Consider the following 21,005-nt stretch of genomic DNA (forward strand, 5'->3'; position numbering starts at 1 on the left):
CCACTGTTCGCGGTACGCCCGCTCGACCGCCTCGTCCACGGTCAGCTGCCCGTCTCCGGGTGCATGACCACGGGCCGGACCTCGACGATCGGCTCCGGCAGCTGCCGCGCGATCTCGAGCGCCGCGTCCAGGTCGGCCGCCTCGATCAGGTAGAAGCCGCCCAGCTGCTCGGCGGTCTCCGCGTACGGCCCGTCGGTCACGCCCACCCGGTCGGTGTTGCGCACGGTCGTCGCGTTCGCCGAGCGGGCCAGCTCTTCGCCGCCGAGCATCGCGCCCCGTTCCCGCAGCATGGCCATGAACCGGGCGTGCCGCTCATGGTTGGCCTGTTGCTCCTGTTCGTCGCGGGACTCCCAGACCTTCTCGTCGCCGTAGATCAGCAGTGCGTACTGCATCGTTGAGCTCCCTCCCAGGCGCCGCCCTGTGCGGCGCCGGCGAAGTGATGACGCCGTCACCCCATCAGATTCGACAACGCCGGGAAGAGAATTTCAGGTGAGCCAGCCGGGGCGGATCAGGCCGGCCTCGTACGCGTAGACGACCAGCTGGGCGCGGTCGCGGGCGCCCAGCTTGATCATCGTGCGGCTCACGTGGGTCTTCGCGGTCGCCGGGCTGATCACCAGGCGGGCGGCGATCTCGTCGTTGGACAGGCCCTCGGCGACCAGCACGAGGACCTCCCGCTCGCGCTCGGTGAGCTGGTCGAGCTGCACGGGTGCGACGACCCGCCGGCTCTGCGCGGCGGCCTTGCCGGCGAACTCGCCGATCACCCGGCGGGTCACGCTCGGCGAGAGCAGCGCGTCGCCGGCCGCCACGGCCCGGATACCGCGCAGCAGCTCGACCGGCTCGGTGTCCTTGACCAGGAACCCCGAGGCTCCGGTGCGCAGCGCCTCGAAGACGTACTCGTCGAGTTCGAACGTCGTCAGGATGACCACCCGCGTCTCGGCCAGCGCGGGGTCGGCCGCTATCCGCTTGGTGGCCTCGAGCCCGTCCACGCCCGGCATGCGGATGTCCATGAGCACGACGTCGGGATGCGTCTGCTGCGCCTGCTTGACCGCCTCGAGCCCGTCGGCCGCCTCGGCCACGACCTGGATGTCCGGTTCCGCGTTGAGCAGCGCCCGGAACCCGGCCCGCACCAACGCCTGGTCGTCCGCCAGCAACACCGAGATCATCCGGGCCTCCCGCCGTCGATATCATGCTCGTGATCATGGTCGTCGGGCGTGGGCAGCAACACCGACACCAGGAAGCCGCCCTCGACCGGCCCGGCCTCGACGCTGCCGCCCAGGCTCTGCGCGCGCTGCCGCATCCCCCCGATGCCCGTCCCCTCGCCAGAGCCGGCGTCGTCGTCGGCCACGGCCGGACCCTCGTTGCGGATCGCCAGGTGCAGCGCGGTGGGCAGGTAGTCGACCGCCACCGACGCCGTCGCGCCCGGCCCGGCGTGCTTGCGCACGTTGGTGAGCGCCTCCTGCACGATCCGGTACGCCGCGCGGTCGACCTCGGGCGGCAGCGGCCGTTCGGCGCCCGTCACCTTCGTGATGATCGGCAGGCCGGCGTCGGCGGTCAGCTCCTCGAGGCGGCTCAGCCCAAGCGAGGGCTGCCGGGGCGCGGCCTCACCCTCGGCGCGCATCACGTCGAGGACCGCGCGCACCTCGCGCAACGCCTCGGAGCTCGCCGTCTTGATCGCGGTGAGCGCCTCGCGCGCCTGCTCGGGCCGGCTGTCCATGAGGTGCAGCCCGACCCCGGCCTGGACGTTGATCAGCGAGAGGTGATGGCCGAGCACGTCGTGCAGCTCGCGGGCCATGCGCAGCCGCTCCTCGGAGGCCTGCCGGCGTTCCTGCTCCTCCTTGGCGCGGGCCCGCTCGGCCCGCACCTTCATCATCTCGGCCATGTGCTCGCCGCGGACCTTCGCCGCCCCGCCCAGGAAGATCAGCACCGCCATGCCGACCGCGAGCAGCACCAGCGACCGCAGATCGGCATGGGCGCCGGCGGGCAGGCCGAGCCGAGCCGCGAAGACCCAGCACGTCAGAAAATAAGCGGCATATCCAACAAAGGCGGCGGAAATGGCCGATCGCGTCCGCCCCATCTTGGCGATGTTGAACAGCGCGATCCCCGGCGCGACCGCGATGGTCCACCGCGGCGACGAGAACGTGGCGAAACCCAGCGACGCGGCCGCCGCGACCGCGAACGCCGCCACCGGAAAACGCCACCGCGCCAGCAGCGCCACCGGCCCCACCAGCAACAGCGCGTAGACCCAGAAGGTCATCGGCCGATAGACGCCGCCCTCGGAGAAGGCGTTGTTGGCCCCCACGACCTGGAAGAAGCCGGCGATCACCGCGGCGCCGGCCCCCACGCGCCGATGGCGCCGGTACTCGGCCGACGAGAACCGCCCGGTGCGGCGATCCTGCCGCCACGGCGGGCCCCACGGGCGCTCTTCCTCCATGCGGCCGAACCTACGGCACCGGGCACATCTGCCGCATCGGAGCACGGTCGTACGACCCCGGTCGTATGCGCGGTGCTCAAGGCGTACGAGAAATGGGTTTGAACCGCCCAAAAGCCGCAGCCAATGATGCGACGTGGAGCCGACGCCCTCAGGGCGGCGAGAGCCGACTCTGGAACCACGACGCCCCACGAGGAGGAGCACGTGAACGAGAACACGACGAGCGGCCCGGCCCGGATGCGCACCTCCGACCAGGAACGCGAGCGGATCGCCGAGATCCTGCGCGCCGCCATGACCGAGGGCCGCCTCACGCTCGAGGAGGGCGAGGAGCGCCTCGCCGCCACGTACGCCGCAAAGTTTCGCGACGAGCTCGGCCCGCTGACGGCCGATCTCCCCGACGGTGGCCGGCGTGCCGTCGCCGAGACGCCCCAGGCGCGTCTCGCGACACGCCGACACCTTCAGCGCCACGCCGGATTCGTGGTCGTGGTCGCGCTGTTCCTGACCGGCCTGTGGGCGCTCTCGGGCGCGCACTTCTTCTGGCCGGCCATCCCGCTGGTGTTCCTGGTCATGGGTCTGGCGCGGCACGCGCGCTGGCGCCACTACGCCGAGCACTACGCCCCGCACCACCACGTCGCGCCGTGGAACGCGCCCGGGCATCGGTGAGCTACGACACTCCATAGTGGATGTGTCGGTTGTTGATCACTCCTCTCCGCTCTGCCAGAGTGACCGGGTTTGCGCGGAGAGGGTGGTCAATACCGATGATGGGACCGTCGCACGCTCTTTCGGGAGCGGCAGCCTGGCTGGCCGGAAGCTGGGCGCTGGACGCGTTCGCGGGCTACAGCCAGTCACCGTTGGCGGTGGCCGTCGGCGCCACGGTCTGCGCGGGCGGCGCGCTGCTGCCCGACCTCGATCTCTCCGGCAAGGTGACGCGCAACCAGGGCGGCGCCACGGTGGCCCGCACGTTCGGCGTCTTCTCGCTGTTCGCGGCCGAGGTGATCGAGAAATTCTCGCTCGGCATCTACACGGCGACCCGCCTGAGCAAGGACCCCCGCCGCAACAACGGCCACCGCACCTTCACCCACACCCTGCCCTTCGCCGCGCTGGTCGGCTGGGGCACGACCGCCCTGGCCACGCACTACGGCAAATGGGCGGTCGTCGGCATCATCTTCTTCATGGCCGGCCTCGCGCTGCGCGGCCTCTTCGACGAGTGGGCCGAACGCGCCGGCTGGGTGATCGTCACGCTCTGCTCGGCGGCGATCGCCTGGTTCACCGCCGCGAACCTGCCCGGCGACCGCGGTTATCCGATGCTCGGTTTCGCGGTCGGGGTCGGTTGTTTCGTGCACCTGATGGGCGACATCATCACGTCCGCGGGCGTGCCGATCCTCTGGCCGATCCCCATCGGCCGTCGCATGTGGCCCATGGTCGGCGTCCCGAACGGCATCGCGGTCAAGGTCGGCGGCAAGACCGAGACGGTCATTCTCCGCACGGCGTTCACCGTGGTGGCGCTGCTGGCGATTGCCGCGATGTTCGCTCCCGGTCTGCTGCATCGCTTCGAGCCGGATGCCTGGGCGGGCGAGCGGTAACGACAGCCGCACCGGCGGCGGCTGATTCACGGTGTTTCCATGAGTCGATCACCCGGGCTTTCATGGCCTGCGTCGGATCATGTGCTCCGCCCAGGCCGCGAGCTCAGCCGGCTCGGGCCTGCCCAGTTCGAGGTGGAGCGCCGCGAGGAACTCCGGGAACTCGAGCAATGCGCTACCGCCGGGATGCCCCGTGGCGGCCATCGCCAGGCCAAGCCCCGTCCATGCGTCGGCGTCGCCCGGGTCGTCGCGGATCTGCTCGGCAAAACCATTCTCTGCCGCGGCCGGGTTGCCGGCGAACAGCGACAGATCGGCGTCGGTCAGACCCGCGCCCCACGGCTTGTCACGCACGTCCACGTAGTGATCCAGTTCGGCCAGGCGGCGTCGGGCCAGGCCCAGCCGTGCGCCTGACCAGTGCCGAGTCTCGCCGTCGGCCACCACCTCGAGCTGCGTGACCAGCACCGGGTCGGCGCCGCCTGCCCGCCATTCCCGGACCAACGCGGCAACGTCCCGCGCCCTCGGACGGTTGTGCCGGATCCGCCACCCGGCGCGATGCCCGTCCGCGACGAGACCGACAAGCGCCCGGGCCTTCGGATCCCGACGGTCGTCCGGCCAGGAATCCATCTCGTCCGCCAGACGGGCGGTGAAGCGATGGCCGATCTCGGTCAACTCACCGTCGACCGACGCTATCCCCAACGCTTCGCGGGCCTGTGCCCGAGCGTAGGCGAACTCGAAATCGCCGAGCCCGTCCAGCTCGCCAGTCGCGAGCCGCTCCACCCGCCAGAAGGCGGCGATGCCGGAAAACGCATAGATACCCTGGAGCAGGCCATCGGCCGGACGCGGGTCGTCCCGCCATGGCGCATAGAGGCAGGACTTCCCCGGACCTCGGGTGAGCACCTCCACATGCATCAGGCCACCGAGCTTGATGTGCATGCTCTCGTGCACGAGAGAGACGGCCATGGTCACCGCCTCCGGCGGCAGCGAGCACATGATCGCGCCGAACGCGTCGCCGCTCGACGCGCTGCGGGTGTCCCATCCCTCGCCGACCGGGAGCGGCACCAGTGAGGTGACGCCGGCGGCGATCGCCTCGGCGACCGGCCGATGTCGTTCGACGAGGATGGCCCAGGCTTCGTCCAGCAGGCTGGTCCAGCGCTCGACGTCATCGCGGGAAAGCCGGACCGGGTCAACCGGATCCGCGAGATCGCGCATCGGGTCGAGGTCGTCCAGCCAGACCACCAGACGCAGATCTTCGCCCACGGACGCCGACCGCAGCGGCCACCAGCCCGGCCCCTCCGAGCCGTCCGGCGGCACATCGATCCGCACGTCCCCTCGGCTGAGCCAGACCTGTCCGTCCGCCGTGGCTACCTCGGCGGTATCCCATTGTGGACAACCGTCGAACCTCGCCATACCGCGCCGCGGCAGCATCACCCGGCCACGGCGCAGCGGAACCGCAGCTCGATAATCAAGTCCGGCGGCGGCGGAAGCGACGGCCGCGACTGCGTGCAGCTGCCCGAAGTCGACCCACGAGGGCGCCGTCGATGCCGTACCGCCGCCGTGTCGGCGCAACACGTAGGCCAGCCACGCACCGACCTGTGGATGCATGAGGATTTCGCCCATCGCGTCGGGCGCCCTGTGCTCGGCTCGCTCGAGCGCCGAGAAGGCCTCCTCGATGGGCGGCAGCGGTCCGGCCGATTCCGGATCCGCCGCTGCCGCGTCGAGGAACGCCCGTAGCATCACCAACCGCCGGCGGGACTCCGCGGCCCACAGCTCCGCGATCACCGCGGGCCCGCCGCCACCGGCCGCGAGCTGGTCGAAGCTCGCGTGGCTCAGCCGGATCTCGTTCTGCCCGGCCAAGACGATCCTCATTCGCTTGTGCTCTCTCTCGAAGTGTTGACGGCGGTCAGTCCGCGCGGCCGGGCGGCCCCGAGCCACCGAGATTGACGCGTGGGCGCTCGACCTGCCGCAGCAGGAGACGTACGGCCTGGGCCAGCTCTCGGCTCTGATCGGAACGAACGTCGCTCAGCGAATGTCCGCTCAGCGAGACCTGCTGTGCGTGGACAGCATCGACCTGCACGGTCATCGATTTTCCCTCAATCGAGTCTTTCGGCGGCTTTCGCCGTAATGAATCTACTTATACGCTCTCGTAGCTCACCTTAGGGCGAAAATAGGTAAGAATGACCATCAACCAGATATCCGGTGATATATCTCCGTCGACCGCTCGCGCGCCGGGAGAGTATGCCGCTGAGCACCGGCGAAATCCATAGGGACGACGGGCACATCGGGCACGGGCGGAATGTCACACCTGGGAGGCACACTGACCGCATGCCCGTCGCGGTGGATCTGCCTGCCGTACACCGTGGCACGTTGCGGACCTCACCGCCACGACCGCCACGCGCGAGTCCCGGGGGCCCCTAGAGCGGCATGGGGTCGACGTCGCAGTTGGCACGCTCCCCCACCAGCGCCGCCGCGATCACTGGGTGGTCGCGGCCGAGCACACGCTGGTAGGCGGCGATAATCGGCCCGGGATCCTCTCGCCGGTCGAATGCGAGGTTGAGCGCCACGGCCAGGGTGGACGGGTGGTCGCCGCCGAGCACCTCCTGCGACTTGCGGAAGGTGTCCGCGTCGAGCTGCTGGGCGGCCTCGTGGTCGCCGCGCGCGGCCAGGTCGCTGGCGAGGTTGGTGGCGCAGGTGAGCGTGAGCACATGGCGCGACCCGAGCCGCTCGCGCAGCCCTTGGTAGGCGGCGTTGTCGTGCTCGTACGCAGCCTCGAGCTGCCCCAGCAGCCGCAGCACGATCCCGAAGTTGGTGCGGGCGTAGAGCGTGTACGGATGGTCGGCGCCGAGCGTCCGGTGGTAGTCCTGCCAGGTCCGCTCGGCCAGCTCCCGCGATTCGACGACCTGGTCGCTCTCGCGCAGGTCGACGGCGTAGTTGAGCGAGCAGGCGATGGCCTCCGGGTTCAGCTCACCGAAACGGCGTCGAAGCTCGTTCATCGTCTCCAGCGACAGCTTGCGGGCCCGCGCGTGATGACCGGCCCGGCGCCGGGAGACGGCCAGGTTGCGGGCCGCCATCAGCGTCTGCGGGTGGTCGATGCCGAGGATCTTCTGGATCCGTTCGTACAGCTTCTCCTGCAGCCGGTTGGCCTCGACGTAGTCGCCGCGTTCGCGCAGGTCGAGGGTGAGCCCGTTCTGGCTGAGAAGCGTTTCGTAATGATCGGCGCCCAGCACCTCCACCCGTCTTCGTACGGTGTCCATGTCACGCTCGAGCGCGGCCGCGAAATTGCCGTTGAGCCGGAGCGAGACGCCGAGGCTGTGGGCGATTTTCAGCGTGGCCGGATCGTCAGGGCCGAGGACGCGGTCGGCGATCTGGTACGCCTCCTCCTGCAGCGCCAGCGCGCCCGCGAAGTCCCCGATGGGCAGCAAATCCTGGCCCACCAGGTTCATCGCGTCGAGCGTCTCCTCGTCCTCCGGGCCGTTGGCGACGCGCAGCCGGGCCAGGCAGTCCGAGCTGTACCGGGCCGCGTCTTCGAACATGCCGAGCTGCCGCAACACGTAAGCGAGCCATCGAGCCGCCTTGAGCAACTGCGGATCATCGGGGCCCAGCATGTCGGACCACCGCCCGACGACCTCGGCGGCCAGCTCTCGACAGCCCTTCTGGTCGCCCCAGTAGAAGTAGAACCCGATCACGTCGAGGACGAGCTGGCGGGCCCACTCGTCCTCGCAGCCGACCAGGTCGGAGGCGAGCACGTGCGGCAGCAGCGCGTGGAACCGCGGCCACTGGGCGGTGGCGCTCGGGTTGCCCGGGTTGCCGCCGGCCAGCAGCAGATGGGCGGCGTGCTCCATGTTGACCCGCTGCTCGGCGGTCAGCTGATCGAGGACGACCGTGCGGACCAGCCGGTGCAACTGGACGGTCCGCGGGTTGCCGTGGTTGAGCCGGGCCAGGCCGTATCGCTCGATCTCGCGCAGCGCCCGGTTGAGCCGGTTGGGGTTCTGCAGGGTCGCGTTCAGCTCGGGCGAGACCCCGACGTGGGGCGGCCCCACGAACAGCTCCCGCGAGATCGGCTCCGGAGCCATGAACGCGCACGCCTGCAGCAGCTGCAGCGCCGCCGGATTGGCCGCGCCGAGGTGCTCGAGCGCCACCGCCGAAGCGGCGGCCACGGCGACCTCATGCTGTGGGTCGTCCACCCGATCCGCCAGCTCCTGGCGCTTGCCGGCGAGCAGCCGCAGATACTCGTCGACCGGCGCCTGGGTGGCCGCCCGCCACGCGCTCGCCTGCCCGACCGCCAGCGGCAGGTCGTCGAGCATCGCCGCGAGCCGATCGGCCTCTTCGCGGGTCAGCCCGGGGTTGCGCTTGCGCAGCAGCGCGATGCTCTCGTCACGGGCGAAGACGCCGATCTCGAGGCTCTCGGCCAGCCCGGTCCACTCCTCGTTCCGCGAGGTGACCAGGACCTTTCCGGTCCCTCCCGTGGGCAGGTACGGCCGGACGGTCGCCAGGGTCTCCGCGTTGTCGAAGATCAAGAGCCAATTGGCGTACGGATGACCCGCCTGCAACGTGGCCTGGACGGCGGCCGCGGCCGTCTTCGCGTCCTGCCCGGGCGCCAGCCCGAGGCGCTCCCCCAGCTCCACCAGAGCGCGCAGGATTTGAGCCGGCTGTTCCGAAGGGACGAACCACACCACGTCGTAGTCGGCCAGATGCCGGTACGCATACTCGGTGGCGATCTGCGACTTTCCGACCCCACCCATGCCGTGCAGGGCCTGCGGCAGCACCGCGGTGACCCGCTGGCGGCGCAGCTGCCGGTCGAGCATGTCCAGCAGTTCCTCGCGCCCGGTGAAGTCGCCGTTGCGGGGCGGCAGGTTGCCCCAGACCGCGACCTCCCCCTCGGGCTGGAGCAGCGCGTTGATGGCGGTCGGCGCGAAGACGGTGGTATGGCCGCGCGGCGGGGCAGAGGCCGGGCGGGACGCGACCGGCCCGCTCGGCGACGGCACGATGGCCGGCGAGGGCGCGGGCGCGGTGTCGCCCAGGCGGGCGATGGCGGTCTCCAGGCGGGCGGCGCGCGACGCGTACGGACCGGAGAGCGCGCGCAAGATAGCGAGCTCCAGCCGCGCGTAGGAACCGGCCGCCGCCGAGGTCAGGTCGGGATCCGGCTGCGCGTCCGGCGCCTCGATCGCGCGAAGCAGGTTGCGCGCCAGGGGGATCCGGTCGCCCAGATATTCCGAGACGACTTCCAGGACGCGTACGGTGTCCTCGCGCGCCGCGAGCGCCAGCAGCTCCTCGCGCACCCCCGGGCGGAACGCGAGCTCGCCGGCGTCGTCGATGAGCAGCGGGCTGGTCACCACTTCGGCCAAGTGCACCGGCAGCGAGGCGGGCAGCAGCGCACCCTGCACGATGCGCAGCGCGTCCAGCTGCAGCGGCGCCGAGGCGACGTAGGTGGCCAGCTGGAAGGCGGGCGCCGAGGCTTCGGCCCGGAAGCGCCCGACCAGGTCGCGCGGATCGGCCCCGACCGGCGCCGCTTCGCCGGCCGGCCGGCGGCTCGGGCCGGGCACGCGGTCGGGGTCGGCGATGTGCGCCACCGCGTCCAGCCAGCCCTCGGCCGGCCCGCCGAGCAGCGACGCCCACCAGCTCAGCCAGCGCGGGCTCAGCTCCAGCAGCGGCACCACCACGGCCGCCTCGTGGAGCGGATCGTCGAACGGGTTGCTCCATTCGGCCGGCTCGCGGATCTGCAGCTCGCGGTTGGGCGACATCACCCGGGAGGCGGCCAGCTGCACCATCCGGGGGGCGAGATACGAGCGATACCAGCGCTCCTGCGGGTACGGGTTGACGATCGCGACCGGCACGACGCCGCCCCAGGCCTGCAACACCCGGTCGGCCGGCGGCTGCGCCCAGAACTCGGCCAGCCCGTCGCTGAGCACCATGACCAGGTCACCGGCCGGCGGGCCGGGCACCTCGGCCGAACGCCGGAACGGGCCCAGCGGGTAGGCGTTGACCTCGGCGAACACCATGCCGGCCAGCTCCTGGAAGGCGCGTACGGTCGGCGCCCACACCCGCATGGAGGGGCTGTCGTCGAGCACGACGGCAAGAGTCGACGCGTACGGTGTGAACCCGCGCAACGCCGCGGCCAGCCCTTCCCGATCGGGCAGCGCGGCCACCGGATGCGGATCGAACGGACGGCTCATGACTCCACCCCCGCATCGGTGAGCATCCGCCGCGGGTCGTCCCACAGCAGCGCCACCCAGTGCCCGAAGTGGTCCGGCTCGCCTGACCCGTAGGCCTCGACCCGGACCCGTCTGGTGGTGGCCGGCAGCGCCGCCGGCTCGCGGGTCAGCGACTCGAGGCCGTCGGTGCTTTCGGGCGGCCGGGACAGCCGCCGGTCCCACAGAATCACCGGGACCCCGGCCCGTAGCGCCTCGAACAGTTCCCGCCGGCCGTGCGGCGAGTCGGGCGGCTCGCTGAGCACGACCACCGCGTACCCGTTGTCTTTTTGTAGCTGCGCCGCCCAGGCTTCGATGCCGTCGGCGGCGCCCCAGAGCACCCGCCCGGCGAACGGCTTGGCGTCGATCTGGCGCCACTGGTTGCCCCAGACGCGCCGCACTCCCGGCTCGCGCATGCGCTCCCGGCTCCGCACCGCCACCGTGTAGGCCAGGCACAGCGGATCGGACCGCTCGAAGATCCGCGGTCCTTGGAACCACTGCACCGGCAGGTTGAGCAGCGCGGCCGGCATCACGAACTCGATGGCGGCCGGCTCGTCCGACTGGTTCCACAGGCGCTCGGCCTCGGCGACCAGCTCGCGAGCCGCCTCCTCGAGGTCGGCAACCGCCACATCGGACGGTCCTTGCGAGGTCGGGCGGGGACGCCATGGGCCGCCGCCCTCGTGCACGTAGGCACTGATGCGGCAGCTTCCCCGGTCGATGCCGTCGGTCATGATGTCGATCAGCAGGACCGGGCCCTCCGACGGCCGGGTCTCGCGGTCGCCCAGCCGCACGTGCAGCGCTTCGGCCACGCCGGCGGCCGCGGCCCGGCTCACCGCCCAGCCGACGAGCTCGGCGCCGACCGGATCCTCGCTCAGCGACCGGCCGAGCCGACCGACGAAGACGAGCGCCGGCGGTACGCCGGCCGCATCCGCGTTCAGCCCGGCCAGATGCTCGACGGCAGCGGCCGGAGTGGTGAGCACCTGGCGCGATGGCGGCGCCAGCTCGGGCACGGTGGCCTGCCACACCGCGCGGACATCCACATCGGACGGCAGCCGCTCCAGCAGGCGTTCGAGCTCACCCAACTCGGCCGGGGCCAGCGCCGGGAGCGCCCGCCCGCGCAGCTGGATGCCCGGCCGGCCGAGCGTGGGCGTCCGCCGCAGCAGTGCCCGCACATAAGCGGCGGCGGCGAGGGAGGCGAACGTGTGCCAGGTGTCGTTCTTGCCGGCCGACTCCGCGTAGTCGGCCACGCCGCGCACCATGAACCAGGCCCGGTCCTCGGCCGCGGTGCTGGCCGCTATCCCCGAGCCCTCCATCTCGATGGCGAGCATGTCCGGGAACCGGTCGGCCAGGTCGTCGCGGGCCCTTTCGTCGCTCATGAGCACGTCGCCCGAGCCCATCACGCCGTGGTGGACCCGGGGCAAGCCGTTGAGCGAGCGCTCCGGATGCGGCACCGGAACGCCGTGCAGATAGAGGACGTCGGTCTCGGCCGGCGGCCGCTGCGTGGGGTCGAGCCACCGCGCCCACGGGTAGTTGCCGCTCAGTTCCTCGAGCTGAAGCTCACGGGCCGCCCGTAAGAGCCGCTGGGAGATCAGGCCGGCGCTCTGCCGTCCGCGCGGCTCGGCCCGGCCGTGCTCGCGGCGCACGTGGGTGTAGTCCACGATCCCGTCGGTCGCCACGACGATGTCGCCGAGCCGCACATGCCGCTCGGGCGCCTGCGGTCGCGGCACCCCGCCGGCGATGCCCACCATGATCACGATCTGGACACCCGGGAAGGTGCGCAACATGTTGGCGCAGTTATACGCGGCGGAGCGGGTGTTGTCCTTGGACATCATCAGCACGGCCACCCCATGCGGGCGCGTCGCGTCGGTGCTCGGCAGGATCCCGGTGCGGTAGTGATTTTGGTCCTGCGGGTCTTGGTAGCCGCCGACGTCGTCGAGCAGGCTCACCACGGCGTTCGCCTCGCACGGCAGCGCCGTCAGGATGCCGATGGTCACCCCGTCCGGCGCGGCGCCCTGATCGTCGATCGGCCTGGGAAGCATCGGCCACGCTCCAGGATCGTCCCGGCGCAGATCAGCATGGTGCCGAAGATCTGCTGCGCACGAATCAACACCAGCGTCGTCCCGGCCGTCGCCGAAGTGACAGCCAAGATCGAAACGTCGGGTCAGCGCAGGGCGGGACGATGACCGCGATCAATATTAGGTATAGCAAATACCCGCAAGCGACGCACTGCCGCCCCCGATCAATGGCGGGCTGCGTGACCTGGGAGAACGGCGGTCGGCACGCGGGCACGCAGGGATTTCGCAATGCGCTCGCACGCCACCCCGAATTCCCACGCCTCGCTCCGTCCGCCGTGATCAAAATGCGGGCGCCGCCGCGCTGCGGCGGGAATCAAGTATCACCTATTCGGCAACCCCACGTGAAGGCGGGAAATACGCCGCCATTCGCATCAGATCAACGAACGAAATTGCGGAAATCGACCGTGCGCTCGGCCCACGCCGCCAGTTCCTCGGGGTCGGGCTCGCCGCCCAGGTCGCGGTGCAGCGCCAGGACGATCTCGGGGCGCTGGAGCAGCATCGTGGCACCGGGAAGACCCACGCCCGACTCTCCGGCATCGGCCAGGGCCAGGCCCAGACCGGTCCAGGCGTCGATCGACTCCGGGTCGGAGCGGAGCCGGTCGGCGAAGCCCTTGAGCGCACCGAGCGCGTCGTCGTCGAACAGTGCGAGGTCGGCGTCGCCGAGGCCGGCGGCCCAGGGCTCATCCCGGACATCGAGGTAGCGGTCGACCGCGGCCAGGCGCCGCCGGGCCAGTCCCAACCGGGCGCCGGACCAGCGTCGCGCCTCGTCCCCGGGCCACACCTCGGACGGTCCGATCGACACCGGCCCTCGCGCGCCTGCTCGCCACGCGTCGGCCAACGCGGTCACATCGGCGGCCGGCGGATGGCAATGCCGGATCCGCCAGCCGGCCCGATGGCCGTCCGCGACGAGAGCGGCGAGCTTCCGGACCTCGTCGTCCAGCGGGTCGGCGTGCCAGGTGTCCAACTCGTGCAGCAACCGGTCGGTGAAGCGGCCGCCTGCGCCAGTGAGCCCGCCTTCGAGCCGCACCACGTCGAGCGCCTCGCGCGCCTGGGCACGGGCGTAGGCGTACTCGAAGTCCGCAAGTCTGCCCCGCAGGTCGTGCGCCGCACGCTGACGCCGCCAGAACGCGGCGATACCGAAGAACGCGTAGATGCCCTGAAGCAGGCCGCCCGCCGGACGCGGATCGTCGCGCCACGGCGCGTAGAGGCACGGGCTGCCCGGACCCTCCGTAAGCGAGATCAGATGCATGAGACCACCCAGGCGAATATGGGCGAATTCATGCGAAAGCGAAACTGCCAATGTGACCGGATCGGGCGGCAGCGAGCACACGATCGCGCCGAACGCGTCGCCGCTCGACGCGCTGCGGGTGTCCCAGCCGTCGCCGCTCGGCAGCGGTGCGAGCGACGACACGCCGGCCGCCATCGCGTCGGCGACTGGCCGATGCCGCTCGACGAGAATCCGCCAGGCGTCGGTGAGCAGTTCGGTCCAGCTGGCCAGCGCGACATCGGAGAGCCGAGCCGGCGGGACCGGATCGGCCAGGTCCCGCAACGGATCGAGGTCGTCCAGCCAGACCGTGAGCCGCGGCTCGTCGCCGACGCTCACCGACCGCAGCGGCCACCACCCCGGCGCTTCGGGGCCCACATCGATACGCACATCCCCGTGGCGAAGCCAAACCTTGCCACCCTCGGTGGCCGCCTCGGCCGTATCCCATGGCCGGCAGTCATCGAAGGTTGCCATCCCGAGCCGGGGCAGCATCACCCGGCCCTCGCGCAGCGGCACCGAAGTGCGAAGTGGCAGGCCCGCGGCCGCGCAGGCGACAATCGCGATCGCGTGCAGCTGACCGAAGTCCACCCACCCGGGGGCTGATGAGGTCGTGCCACCACCGTGCCGGCGCAGCGTGTAGGCCAGCCAGCTGCCGACGTGCGGGTGCATGAGAATCGTCGCCACCTCGCCGGGCGCCGCACGTTCGGCACGCTCGAGCGCCGACCATGCCTCCTGCACGGAGGGCAGCGGTCCAGCCGACGCCGGATCCGCCACGGCGGCGTCGAGGAACGCCCGGAGCAGCACCAAGCGCCGGCTCGACTCCCCGGCCCAGAGTTCAGCGACCACGCCGGGGTCGCCACCGCCGTCCGCGAGCTGGTCGAAAGTCTCATCGCGTAACCGGATCCGGCTGAGCCGGGCTGCGTCGGTCACCACCGCGTTCGTACGCTCCTCGTCGAGCATCGGTCGATGTGTGTCCGGTCAGTCGGCGCGTCCAGGCGGACCATTACCGCCGAGATTCACGCGGGGGCGCTCCACCTGACTCAGCACCCGGCGGACCGCCTGGGTCAGCTCCGGGCTTCGGTCGACCCGCAGATCGCTGAGCGAATAGCCTTCGAGGGAGATCATCTCCGTCTCGGCGGCATCGCGCGAAACTGCGCTCATTCGACTTCTCTCATGCTGAAGCCCCCTGGTCACTCGTCAACTGTATGCGCGACGCACGGACACCCGCACGGCTATCACTCATAAGGGGCGGCCACCTAATCCTCCGATGGCAACCAGGACTACGGGGTGCTTTTTCCGGATTTAGACGGACACAATCCGGAGAGTGCCGCTGCAGCATGGCCGCGAAAGCGAACCTTGTCCAGTACCCATTCGGATATTTCCGTAGTGGCGAACCGCCAAAGCGTGAAAATGTCATACCCGGGAGCAAGACTGACGGCATGTTCGTCGCGGTGGCTCCCGATCCGGACGGCCTCGGTGGCCGTCTGGCTGAGCTTCCGGCCGCCCCGTCGCGGCACGTGGGTGATCTGGCTGCCGCGATCGCCGAGCGCGAGTCGTCAGACCAACCCCGCTGGGTCTGGTCGCACACCGCCGACGTCTACCCCGCCTTACTGCGTGCCGGCGTGCGTGTGGCTCGCTGCCACGACCTCGAGCTGACCGAGGCGCTGCTGCTCGGCCACGAGGGTCGCTGGGGCGCGCCCCGCTCACTCGCCGCCGCCCGCGCCCGGCTGCACGGGCTTCCGGTGCCCGCCGATCCGCCGCCGCGGCAGCCTGAGCCGCCGGGCTTTGCCCAAGCGGCGCTCTTCGAGACCAACTCCGCTCCGCCGGCCGCTGCCGGGTTCGATGTGCTTCAGGCGATTCAAGAGGTGTACGCCGACCAGTTGGCGCGCACCGCGGCCACCGAGCATCCGGGGCGGTTTCGGCTGCTGATCGCGGCCGAGTCGGCGGGGGCGCTGGTCGGGGCCGAGATGGGGCATGCGGGGCTTCCCTGGCGGGCCGACGTGCACGATCAGCTTCTGCGTGAGCTGCTCGGGGCGCCGCAACCCGTAGGGCCGCCCCGGCGGCTGGCCGAGTTGACTGGCGAGATCAACGAAGCGCTCGGCATGCGCGGGCTGCATCCCGACTCGCCGGCTGAGGTGGTCCGGGCCTTTGCCAAGGCCGGCGTCGACATCCCCAACACCAGGGCCTGGGTGCTCAAGCGGGTCGACCACCCGGCCGTGCGGCCGCTGCTCGAATACAAAGAGCTCTACCGCATCTGGACGGCTCACGGCTGGTCCTGGTGTGACTCCTGGGTGCGCGACGGCCGCTTCCGTCCGGAATACGTCCCGGGTGGCGTGGTCTCGGGGCGGTGGGCCACGCGGGGCGGTGGCGCCCTGCAGGTGCCCAAGGTGGTGCGCCGGGCGGTCATCGCCGATCCGGGGTGGCGGTTCGTGGTGGCCGACGCCGGCCAGCTGGAGCCTCGGGTGCTCGCCGCCGTCTCGGGTGACCGGCGGCTGGCCGCGGCCGCGGCCGCGGGTGACCTCTACGCGGCGCTCGCCACCGATTCGTTCGAGGGTGACCGGGGCAAGGCCAAGGTCGCCCTGCTCGGCGCGATGTACGGGCAGACCGGCGGCGCCGCGATTCCGGCCCTGGCCGTCCTCCGCAAGCACTACCCGGTGGCTTTCGAGTTCGTCGAGGCGGCGGCCCGCACGGGCGAGGCCGGCGGGCTGGTCCGCTCGTGGCTGGGGCGCACGTGCCCACCGGCCGCCGCGGCCTGGCGAGACGCGGGGCTCGATCCGCCCGAGGAAGCGGGCTCGGCCGAGTCGCCGCAGGGCGGGGCGTCGGGGCGGGCGCGGGGGCGGTTCACGCGTAACTTCGTGGTGCAGGCCACCGCCGCCGAGTGGGCGCTCGTGCTGCTGGCGGCTCTGCGCACGGCGCTGGAGGGCAGTAAGGCCGAGCTTGTCCTGTTCGTGCACGACGAAGTGGTGGTGCACTGCCCGGAAGAGCAGGCGGCGACGGTGGCCGAGGCGGTGCGCGCCTCCGCGGTGCAGGCGGGGCGGCTGCTCTTCGGGGACACCGCGGTGCGCTTCCCGCTCGATGTCTCAGTAGTTGGCGCGTACGCCGACGCGAAGTGATATTGAGGTAGGTTGGATGGTCCGAAGCGAGAGGCGCTGCAACGGGGTGACACCCGCCACGCTCGCTCGGTGAATTCCGACCAAGGGCGCCTCCGTTGTTACCACGGAGGTGGTCGGTATGGAGAAAGAGGCCCGTGTCGCTGAGCTGAAGCGGCTGCTGAGTGAGCGCATCCTGGTGCTCGACGGCGCCTGGGGCACGATGCTGCAGGGCGCCAAGCTCAAGCCCGAGGACTACCGCGGCGACCTGATCAAGGCCGACCACCCGCAGGACGTGACCGGCGATCCTGACGTGCTCATGCTCACCCGCCCCGATGTGATCCTCGACATCCACCGTCAGTACCTCGCGGCGGGCGCCGACATCACGACCACCAATACGTTCACGGCCACGAGCATCGCCCAGGCGGACTACGGGCTCGAGGCGTACGTGAAGGACATGAACGTCCGCGGCGCGCAGCTGGCCCGTCAGGCGGCCGACGAGGCCGCGGACAAGGACGGGAAGATCCGGTTCGTCGCCGGCTCGGTGGGCCCGCTGAACGTGACGCTCTCGCTGTCCCCCAAGGTCGATGACCCCGCCTACCGCGCGGTGACGTTCGACCAGGTCAAGGCCGCCTACGCCGAGCAGATCGCGGCGCTGGCCGAGGGCGGCGTCGACCTGCTGCTGGTTGAGACGATCTTCGACACGCTGAATGCGAAGGCCGCGATCGCGGCCGCCCACGAGGTGGCGCCCGACCTCCCGCTGTGGATCTCGGTGACGATCGTCGACCTCTCCGGCCGCACGTTGTCCGGCCAGACCGTCGAGGCGTTCTGGCGCTCGATCGAGCGCGCCCACCCGCTGGTCGTCGGCGTCAACTGCTCGCTCGGCGCGACTGAGATGCGCCCGCACGTGGCCGAGCTGGCCCGGCTGTCCGACACCTTCGTCGCCGCCCACCCCAACGCCGGCCTGCCCAACGCGTTCGGCGGCTACGACGAGACCCCGGCCCAGACCTCGGCCCTGGTCGGCGAGTTCGTGGAGTCCGGCCTGGTCAACATCGTCGGCGGCTGCTGCGGGACGACGCCCGCGCATATCGGACAAATCGCCGTCAAGGCCGCTGGGCAGAAACCCCGCGAGATCAACCCGCCGAAAGCAACGACCCGTTTCAGCGGCCTCGAGCCCTTCGAGATCGGCCCCGACACCGGCTTCGTCATGATCGGCGAGCGCACCAACGTCACCGGAAGCGCCCGCTTCCGCCGGCTGATCGAGGCCGACGACTACCAGGGCGCGGTCGCCGTGGCGCTCGACCAGGTGCGCGGCGGCGCCAACCTGCTCGACGTGAACATGGACGCCGACCTGCTCGACAGCGAGCAGGCGATGACCACCTTCCTCAACCTCATCGCCACCGAGCCCGAGGTCGCACGCATCCCGGTCATGATCGACAGCTCCAAGTGGAGCGTGCTCGAGGCCGGGCTCAAGTGCGTGCAGGGCAAGGGCGTGGTCAACTCGATCAGCCTCAAGGAGGGCGAGGAGGTCTTCCTCGAGCACGCCCGGCGGATCAAGGCGTTCGGCGCCGGCGTGGTGGTGATGGCCTTCGACGAGAAGGGCCAGGCCGACACCCGCGACCGCAAGGTCGACATCTGTGGCCGCGCCTATGACCTGCTGGTCAACGAGGCGGGGTTCGCCCCCGACGACATCATCTTCGACCCGAACGTGCTGGCTGTCGCCACCGGCATCAGCGAGCACAACGGATACGCGAAGGCGTTCATCGAGGCCCTCCCCCTGATCAAGCAGCGCTGCCCGGGCGCGCGCACCAGCGGCGGCATCTCCAACCTGTCGTTCTCGTTCCGCGGCAACGACGTGGTCCGCGAGGCCATGCACTCGGCCTTCCTGTACTACGCGGTCCAGGCCGGCCTCGACATGGGCATCGTCAACGCCGGCCAGCTCGCCGTCTACCAGGACATCCCGGCCGAGCTGCTGGAGCTCGTCGAGGACGTGATCTTCGACCGCCGCGAGGACGCCACCGACCGTCTGGTCACCTTCGCCTCGACCGTCACCGGCAAGGGCAAGCAGCGCGAGGTCGACCTGTCCTGGCGTGAGGCGCCGGTGGCCGAGCGGCTGTCGTACGCGCTGGTGCACGGCATCGTCGACTACATCGAGGCCGACACCGAGGAGGCCCGGAAGCAGCTTCCCCGGCCGCTCGAGGTGATCGAGGGCCCGCTCATGGACGGCATGAAGATCGTCGGCGACCTGTTCGGCTCCGGCAAGATGTTCCTGCCGCAGGTGGTCAAGAGCGCCCGGGTGATGAAGCGCTCGGTGGCCTACCTCGAGCCGTTCATGGAGGCCGAGAAGGAGCAGGCGCGCCTCGAGGGCCGCGTCGAGACCAGCCGCGGGCAGGGCAAGGTCGTGCTGGCCACGGTCAAGGGCGACGTGCACGACATCGGCAAGAACATCGTGGGCGTGGTGCTGGGCTGCAACAACTACGAGGTGATCGACCTCGGCGTGATGGTGCCGGCCGCCAAGATCCTGGACACCGCGGTGGCCGAGGGCGCCGACGTGATCGGCCTCTCCGGACTGATCACCCCGTCGCTCGACGAGATGGTCTCGGTCGGCGCCGAGATGGATCGGCGCGGCCTCAAGCTGCCGTTGCTGATCGGCGGCGCGACCACGTCGCGGCAGCACACGGCGGTGCGCATCGCCCCGGCGTACGCGGGCTCCACGGTCCACGTGCTCGACGCGTCCCGGGTGGTCGGCGTGGTCGCCGACCTGCTCGACCCCGACCGCGCCGAGAAGCTGGACACCACCAACCGGGCCGACCAGGAGCGGCTGCGCCAGCAGCACGCGAACCGTCACGCTCAGCCGTTGCTGACCATCGAGCAGGCGCGGGCCAACCGCGAGCAGGTCGACTTCAGCGACCTGCCCACTCCCGCTTTCACCGGCGTACGGATGGTGGAGCCGTCCATCGCCGAGCTGCGCGAGTTTGTCGACTGGACGTTCCTGTTCCTCGCCTGGGAGCTCAAGGGCAAGTTCCCGGCGATCCTCGAGCAGCCGGTGGCCCGCGAACTGTGGGACGACGCCAACACCCTGCTCGACAAGATCATCGCCGAGGGCTCGTTCCAGGCGCGTGGCCTGTACGGCTTCTGGGGCGCCCACTCCGAGGGCGACGACATCGTGCTCGACAACGGCGCGAAGTTCCCGATGCTGCGCCAGCAGACCGAGAAGCCGGCCGGCCGCGCCAACCGCAGCCTCGCCGACTACATCGCGCCTGAGCTGACCCGCGGCGGAAAACAGAATGACAAATCGCAGAAAAAGGGGGATCACCTCGGTGGCTTCGCGGTGGCGATCCACGGCGCGCAGGAGCTGGCCGAGCGCTACGAGGCCGAGAACGACGACTACCGGGCGATCATGGTGAAGGCCCTCGCCGACCGGCTGGCCGAGGCGTTCGCGGAGTACCTGCACCTCAAGGCCCGCCGCGATTGGTTCGAGCCCGACGCCCAGCCCGTGCTGGAAGACCTGCACGCCGAGCGGTTCCGCGGCATCCGGCCGGCGTTGGGCTACCCCGCGAGCCCCGACCACAGCGAGAAGAAAGACCTCTTCGAGCTGCTCGGCACCGACGCGATCGGCATGGCGCTCACCGAGTCGTACGCGATGATGCCCGCCGCCGCCGTGAGCGGCCTGATCTTCGCGCACCCCGGTGCGCGCTACTTCACCGTCGGGCGGCTCGGCAAGGACCAGATCGCCGACTACGCGGCCCGGCGCGGCATGCCGGTCGAGGAGGTCGAGCGGTGGCTGCGGCCGAACCTTGCATACGACAGCGATTCAGCGAGCTGACAGCGTCGTCACAGGGAGTGCTCGACAGGCCACTCTACCGTTGAAGACATGAGTGGCTTCATCAAGCGGTTCATATATTCGATGCTCGCCCAGAAGATGCAGAGGATGTCCCACCGGCGCGGCCACCCCGGCCGGCCGTACGGCTACCACGGTCACTACAAGCACCACGGCCACTACCGCTACCACGGTCACTACCGGCACCACGGTCACTACCGCCGGCGCCGCTGGTAGCGGTCGGCCTCAACCGAGGCCGATCAGGCGGTCCAGGAGCGGGAACTCGTCGTAGTCCTGGCCGAAGTCGCCGAAGTGGCCGTCGTTGCGCACGATCTGGGTGCCGCCGAGGCGGTCGAACATGGCCCGCCCCTGGCCGGCGTCGCAGCCGTAGGGGTCGTCCGCGGAGTTGATGAAGAAGATGTCGCGCTGTGCCCGTCGAATTTGTGAGCGGCGAGCACACCGGGCAGGAACGAGGCGATCGGCTCGACGTTCAGGCCCGGATAATGCGGCACCTCGACGTCGTACCCCCGGCCCCGGAGCCGTTCCGCCAGCCACGGGTACCAC

The 21,005-nt window shown here is 70.7% G+C and carries 14 protein-coding genes; 5 read left to right on the plus strand and 9 right to left on the minus strand.

Going from position 1 to position 21,005, the window contains the following annotated elements:
• Nucleotides 1-41: 41 nt before the first annotated feature.
• From ACIA5D_RS31725 to ACIA5D_RS31735, 3 genes are all read right to left on the minus strand, one after another.
• Nucleotides 42-392: a YciI family protein gene (locus ACIA5D_RS31725; protein WP_396034027.1), complete on the minus strand. Its 351-nt coding sequence runs from the start codon at nucleotides 390-392 to the stop codon at nucleotides 42-44.
• Nucleotides 393-485: 93 nt separating this feature from the next.
• Nucleotides 486-1,163 (minus strand): response regulator, encoded by a 678-nt coding sequence (locus ACIA5D_RS31730; RefSeq protein WP_396034028.1) that lies wholly within the window; start codon nucleotides 1,161-1,163, stop codon nucleotides 486-488.
• The gene (locus ACIA5D_RS31735; protein WP_396034029.1) at nucleotides 1,160-2,431 is read right to left on the minus strand and encodes a sensor histidine kinase; all 1,272 of its coding nucleotides are present in this window, start codon (nucleotides 2,429-2,431) and stop codon (nucleotides 1,160-1,162) included. The genes ACIA5D_RS31730 and ACIA5D_RS31735 overlap by 4 nt, the downstream gene beginning before the upstream one ends.
• 201 nt (nucleotides 2,432-2,632) lie before the next feature.
• Here ACIA5D_RS31735 and ACIA5D_RS31740 point away from each other — a divergent pair, with 201 nt between their 5' ends.
• Both ACIA5D_RS31740 and ACIA5D_RS31745 read left to right on the plus strand, forming a co-directional pair.
• The gene (locus tag ACIA5D_RS31740; RefSeq protein WP_396034030.1) at nucleotides 2,633-3,091 is read left to right on the plus strand and encodes a DUF1707 domain-containing protein; all 459 of its coding nucleotides are present in this window, start codon (nucleotides 2,633-2,635) and stop codon (nucleotides 3,089-3,091) included.
• A 95-nt stretch (nucleotides 3,092-3,186) separates the two neighbouring features.
• Nucleotides 3,187-4,011, plus strand: coding sequence for a metal-dependent hydrolase (locus ACIA5D_RS31745; RefSeq protein ID WP_396034031.1), 825 nt, complete (start codon nucleotides 3,187-3,189; stop codon nucleotides 4,009-4,011).
• A gap of 60 nt (nucleotides 4,012-4,071) precedes the next feature.
• Here ACIA5D_RS31745 and ACIA5D_RS31750 read toward each other — a convergent pair whose 3' ends face one another.
• The 6 genes from ACIA5D_RS31750 to ACIA5D_RS31775 all read right to left on the minus strand — a co-directional run bounded on the left by ACIA5D_RS31750 (nucleotide 4,072) and on the right by ACIA5D_RS31775 (nucleotide 14,693).
• Complete coding sequence (locus ACIA5D_RS31750) at nucleotides 4,072-5,874, minus strand: HEXXH motif domain-containing protein (protein ID WP_396034032.1); 1,803 nt, start codon at nucleotides 5,872-5,874, stop codon at nucleotides 4,072-4,074.
• Nucleotides 5,875-5,908: 34 nt separating this feature from the next.
• Nucleotides 5,909-6,088 carry a hypothetical protein gene (locus ACIA5D_RS31755; RefSeq protein WP_396034033.1) on the minus strand — a complete coding sequence of 60 codons (180 nt, stop codon included), beginning with the start codon at nucleotides 6,086-6,088 and terminating at the stop codon, nucleotides 5,909-5,911.
• Nucleotides 6,089-6,419: 331 nt separating this feature from the next.
• Complete coding sequence (fxsT, locus tag ACIA5D_RS31760) at nucleotides 6,420-10,178, minus strand: FxSxx-COOH system tetratricopeptide repeat protein (protein WP_396034034.1); 3,759 nt, start codon at nucleotides 10,176-10,178, stop codon at nucleotides 6,420-6,422.
• Nucleotides 10,175-12,232: a hypothetical protein gene (locus ACIA5D_RS31765; protein WP_396034035.1), complete on the minus strand. Its 2,058-nt coding sequence runs from the start codon at nucleotides 12,230-12,232 to the stop codon at nucleotides 10,175-10,177. The genes fxsT and ACIA5D_RS31765 overlap by 4 nt, the downstream gene beginning before the upstream one ends.
• 412 nt (nucleotides 12,233-12,644) lie before the next feature.
• Entirely contained in the window at nucleotides 12,645-14,492 is a 1,848-nt protein-coding gene (locus ACIA5D_RS31770) for an HEXXH motif domain-containing protein (RefSeq protein ID WP_396034036.1), read from the minus strand.
• An 18-nt stretch (nucleotides 14,493-14,510) separates the two neighbouring features.
• On the minus strand, nucleotides 14,511-14,693 hold the full coding sequence (locus tag ACIA5D_RS31775) for a hypothetical protein (protein WP_396034037.1): 183 nt from the start codon (nucleotides 14,691-14,693) through the stop codon (nucleotides 14,511-14,513).
• Nucleotides 14,694-14,971: 278 nt separating this feature from the next.
• Here ACIA5D_RS31775 and ACIA5D_RS31780 point away from each other — a divergent pair, with 278 nt between their 5' ends.
• The 3 genes from ACIA5D_RS31780 (at nucleotide 14,972) to ACIA5D_RS31790 (ending at nucleotide 20,678) form a co-directional block, all read left to right on the plus strand.
• Nucleotides 14,972-16,645, plus strand: coding sequence for a bifunctional 3'-5' exonuclease/DNA polymerase (locus ACIA5D_RS31780; RefSeq protein ID WP_396034038.1), 1,674 nt, complete (start codon nucleotides 14,972-14,974; stop codon nucleotides 16,643-16,645).
• Nucleotides 16,646-16,763: 118 nt separating this feature from the next.
• On the plus strand, nucleotides 16,764-20,447 hold the full coding sequence (gene metH / locus ACIA5D_RS31785) for a methionine synthase (RefSeq protein ID WP_396034039.1): 3,684 nt from the start codon (nucleotides 16,764-16,766) through the stop codon (nucleotides 20,445-20,447).
• A 48-nt stretch (nucleotides 20,448-20,495) separates the two neighbouring features.
• Entirely contained in the window at nucleotides 20,496-20,678 is a 183-nt protein-coding gene (locus ACIA5D_RS31790) for a hypothetical protein (protein ID WP_396034040.1), read from the plus strand.
• The last annotated feature ends 327 nt before the right edge of the window (nucleotides 20,679-21,005 follow it).

The sequence above is a fragment of the Actinoplanes sp. NPDC051513 genome (assembly GCF_044454685.1).
Classification (GTDB): domain Bacteria; phylum Actinomycetota; class Actinomycetes; order Mycobacteriales; family Micromonosporaceae; genus Actinoplanes.

Excerpts from the sequence above, each read along its gene's own strand:
- ACIA5D_RS31745 (WP_396034031.1), top strand. The coding sequence starts at position 3,187 with ATGATGGGACCGTCGCACGCTCTTTCGGGAGCGGCAGCCTGGCTGGCC.
- ACIA5D_RS31765 (WP_396034035.1), bottom strand. The coding sequence starts at position 12,232 with ATGCTTCCCAGGCCGATCGACGATCAGGGCGCCGCGCCGGACGGGGTG.
- ACIA5D_RS31770 (WP_396034036.1), bottom strand. The coding sequence starts at position 14,492 with ATGCTCGACGAGGAGCGTACGAACGCGGTGGTGACCGACGCAGCCCGG.
- ACIA5D_RS31750 (WP_396034032.1), bottom strand. The coding sequence starts at position 5,874 with ATGAGGATCGTCTTGGCCGGGCAGAACGAGATCCGGCTGAGCCACGCG.
- metH (WP_396034039.1), top strand. The coding sequence starts at position 16,764 with ATGGAGAAAGAGGCCCGTGTCGCTGAGCTGAAGCGGCTGCTGAGTGAG.
- ACIA5D_RS31775 (WP_396034037.1), bottom strand. The coding sequence starts at position 14,693 with ATGAGCGCAGTTTCGCGCGATGCCGCCGAGACGGAGATGATCTCCCTC.
- ACIA5D_RS31790 (WP_396034040.1), top strand. The coding sequence starts at position 20,496 with ATGAGTGGCTTCATCAAGCGGTTCATATATTCGATGCTCGCCCAGAAG.
- ACIA5D_RS31725 (WP_396034027.1), bottom strand. The coding sequence starts at position 392 with ATGCAGTACGCACTGCTGATCTACGGCGACGAGAAGGTCTGGGAGTCC.
- ACIA5D_RS31780 (WP_396034038.1), top strand. The coding sequence starts at position 14,972 with ATGTTCGTCGCGGTGGCTCCCGATCCGGACGGCCTCGGTGGCCGTCTG.
- fxsT (WP_396034034.1), bottom strand. The coding sequence starts at position 10,178 with ATGAGCCGTCCGTTCGATCCGCATCCGGTGGCCGCGCTGCCCGATCGG.
- ACIA5D_RS31755 (WP_396034033.1), bottom strand. The coding sequence starts at position 6,088 with ATGACCGTGCAGGTCGATGCTGTCCACGCACAGCAGGTCTCGCTGAGC.
- ACIA5D_RS31735 (WP_396034029.1), bottom strand. The coding sequence starts at position 2,431 with ATGGAGGAAGAGCGCCCGTGGGGCCCGCCGTGGCGGCAGGATCGCCGC.
- ACIA5D_RS31730 (WP_396034028.1), bottom strand. The coding sequence starts at position 1,163 with ATGATCTCGGTGTTGCTGGCGGACGACCAGGCGTTGGTGCGGGCCGGG.